General features: G+C 45.7%; 3 protein-coding genes. 2 read left to right on the top strand and 1 reads right to left on the bottom strand.

Features of this window, described 5'->3' with window-relative positions; all coding sequences use genetic code 11:
• Positions 1-607: 607 nt before the first annotated feature.
• The gene (locus BWI97_RS26755) at positions 608-898 is read right to left on the bottom strand and encodes a hypothetical protein (protein ID WP_094808842.1); all 291 of its coding nucleotides are present in this window, start codon (positions 896-898) and stop codon (positions 608-610) included.
• A 500-nt stretch (positions 899-1398) separates the two neighbouring features.
• Between BWI97_RS26755 and BWI97_RS26750 the strand changes: the two genes are divergently transcribed.
• Together BWI97_RS26750 and BWI97_RS26745 are read left to right on the top strand one after the other, a co-directional pair.
• Positions 1399-2754, top strand: a complete 1356-nt coding sequence (locus tag BWI97_RS26750; protein ID WP_102203465.1) for a hypothetical protein — start codon at positions 1399-1401, stop codon at positions 2752-2754.
• 139 nt (positions 2755-2893) lie between these two features.
• A complete protein-coding gene (locus tag BWI97_RS26745; RefSeq protein WP_158242890.1) occupies positions 2894-3268 on the top strand; it encodes a VOC family protein in 375 nt (124 codons plus the stop codon).
• Positions 3269-3389 lie beyond the last annotated feature (121 nt).

Here is a 3389-nt window from a genome sequence, read left to right as displayed (position 1 = left end):
TTTTGCATTACTTATAAAAGCTCCATCGCTTATATCTCTAAGAAAATTGATATACGTTTTCATGATGAAAATAGTAATGTGATTAGGACTTTACATTTGCTTTTAGAGTTCCAATCACAATGTATGTATTTATTCTGGACGTGCCGTCGTCCCTACTGAAATTCCTATTGACACACACGTACAAAGAACACACCATCCAACTGGCGTGAGAAATACCGCACCACCTACCGCAATTGATCCAAATGTAGGCCAATCATTTGCAATTATTTCACCTCCTCTAAATCCAATAATCCATTGAACTGTACCTACAACAGTAGCTACACCACTCCCGCCGTTGTTGGTGCGGGTACGCTAGAACGACGATGCACTCACAACAATAGGTAAGTATAGATTGTCCGTCAGTGCTCGGGATGAAGACGATATTTTGACCGTCGGAAACTAACGTTCATCTACTTTAATGCGTGTTAAACCTGTCTTTGAATCTACACAATCCGATCCATACAACCGTGTACTACACGGAATGGCTGGACCTGCAATGTCTTTAACTAAAAAAGCCCCAGTAGGAGGYYTTTTTAGTAAAGACATTCTAGCTTATTTGCTGAATCCACTATCTGTCCTGCTGCCGACCGGCTATCACGTTAACTATTTCCTGTCGATACTGCTTGAACTCAAGTGTGAAGTCCTCATAGATTTCCTGAAAAAGATCTGGATGCTTTACAATTGCTTCATGAGCTTTCACGGCCCGTTTGGCTAAATTCTCAAAACGTGACTGATAAGGAACATCACAGGGGGCCTGCTCGATTCCTAAAATATACCCGTCCACATAAACGGTAATGAGGGCATTCAGGCAGTCCTGAACAGCCATTGGCGTTACTGATTGGGATAGTATTTCCATCATGGTTCGTCTTTTATTATCGTGGGTAAATCCTGATCTAGGGCCTTAATTAAGAAAGCCCATCTACCGTCGCAGATGGGCCTTAAATAAGACCTATCTACCGTCGCAGGTAGGCCCTAGTAGACGTCATCAGTCGTCAAAGCCGCCACTCTTCTGACCGATTCAGTACTGTAAAGTTACCAGTAAACTGGCAATTGATAAATACGTATTCGATTAATGGAACGGTTTGCCCGATGACCAGACTATTTTTCTGCCTAAAAGGTCATGTACAGTTTTTCCCACTTGCCAGGAAGCTAGTAAAGCTTATCTATGTCTCAGCAATTCTCTCGTAGTTTGAGAAGGCGTTCGTATGCTTTGAACGGATAGGTCTTTGCAAATAGATGGGTGTATTTCATCGGGCTCTGGCTAAAAGAAAACAAGCTTTTCATCCGTATATTGGCTAGTACATTAACCTAACGATTGATTATTCTACTTGTCTCACATTTCCAGCAAGCCCATCATTCATGTCCGATAACTCCTCCTTGCCTGGTTCGCAACTTACTCCCGACGAGCAAGACAAGCTCCGTGAGCTAACCACCCAAAGCTGGAACCTCGAATTAGCTATTTCCGGGGTGGCCATGTTTGCCATCCTGCAATTGCCCGATTTACTCGAATCGCTGTTCAATTACCTGCGGTATAATTACATGGCTCACACCAGTGGCCCAGCGGCCACTTTACCCTCCCTGGCCTACAGTATGATTCGGGCTACTTGTTATGTCTTGTTTGCGGCTTTTCTGGCCAATTTTGTGATGCGGGCGTTTTGGGTAGGTCTGGTAGGATTGCTAGCCGTTTTTCCTTCGGGCATCCGCTACGACCATATTTCCTTCTCTACGCCTCATGCCCGGAAACGTATGGCTGAGGAATTGGGCCCACTCGACCGCTATATCCTCTGGCTCGACAAACGGTGCAATATCGTCTTTGCCCTTGCTTTTCAGTTCGTGTTCCTGCTCGTGGTGATAGCCTTGTTGTACTTGCTGGGGTTACTATTCTACCTAGTGGTTCAGCCTAACGTACCCGCCACGGTCTGGTTTGGAATCAAAGTTGTTCTGGGCGTTCTGGCAGTTGCCTTTTACCTAGCCATTATCTTGTTGAACCAAAAGAAGATCAAAGAGACCCCCAGGGGCATTCAGCTTCACTATCGGCTTACGAAGGTAGGGCAGCTCCTGTTGATGGGTCTATACAAACACTCTTCCTACATCACCAACACCTTTTACAGCAATATCCGGCCCAGCAAGTTGATTCGGGCGGCAGCCCTTTTTATGGGAATATTTTTTATGGTGTTCTTGCTCGAATACAGCAACGATCCTACCAGCGGACAGATGTCACTTTTCAACAGCCGACATCTGTACTCGGCCAGTATCGATAGTCTCTACATGGAGCCTACGGCCTATGATAACCAGCGTGCCGAAGGTGCCTTTATTGGTGGAGCTTCCATCCAGTCCGACGTCATTCGGGAACCTTACCTACGCCTGTTCATTGCCTATCCCAAAGCACTCGACACCCTGCTCAAACAGGTAGTATCCGAACCAGCCTGGAGCGATACCCTGTCGAGTAAGGCACGTCGGCAGCAATATGCCATCTGGAGCAGTCAGCAAATCAGGAAGCTGATCCGCATCACTGTGAACGATTCGACCTATGCCCAACCTGACCTACTCTTTACCAAAGCCGGGAGTCAGGAGCAAAGTGGCTGGCAAACGGTGTTGGTACCAGGCAATCTTAAAACAGGTCACAACCGGCTCAGCGTAGTATTGCAAGACCCCCGAAAAAAAGAGGCCGATCAGCTGGCGACCATTCCATTCTGGTATGTCCCTGAACCCTAGTCAACGTAGCTTCAGACTGGTGTGATTGCCATGTACAGAACAGCGATTCATTTCATAGTCAATGAATGAATGTCTGATTTATCCAATGTATAGAGCCGATAAGAGGCCAACTTGCTGCCCTTCTCTACATATACATCACATGAAACTCAATCACATTAATCTTGTCGTCACCGATATTCCCAAAGCCATCGGCTTATTTGTCAATCAGCTAGGGTTTAAATGCTTTACGAATAGAAATGACAGGATGGCTATCTTGACCAATACCGATGCGTTTGCCTTGGTATTGTGGTCATCAAGTCTGAACCGGGAGCAAACCGTCCAATACCCGGAAAATTTTCATATTGGCTTTTATCAACCTGATCGAGAATCCGTACTAGCTGTCTATGAGAGCCTGCAGGGGCTGGAAGTGACCTTTGAGAGTGAACCAAAGAAAATAAGAAACACCTTTGGTTTTTACTTTCATTTTGAGCATTTGATGATCGAAATCAGTATGATCCCTACCTCCTTTGAATAAACGTCTGACGAGGTGACTGCTTTGCCTACTACGCCTGCAAAGCACTACTATACAATACGTTAATGATTGCTTACTCCACCGTTCCAGGTTCAGGCTTGGAACGGTCACCATTTCAACAGGT

It is taken from the genome of Siphonobacter sp. BAB-5405 (genome assembly GCF_002872335.1).
In the GTDB taxonomy this organism is placed as follows: domain Bacteria; phylum Bacteroidota; class Bacteroidia; order Cytophagales; family Spirosomataceae; genus Siphonobacter.
The sequence above is the reverse complement of the archived record's forward strand: the minus strand, read 5'-3'. Positions and strand labels throughout refer to the sequence as shown.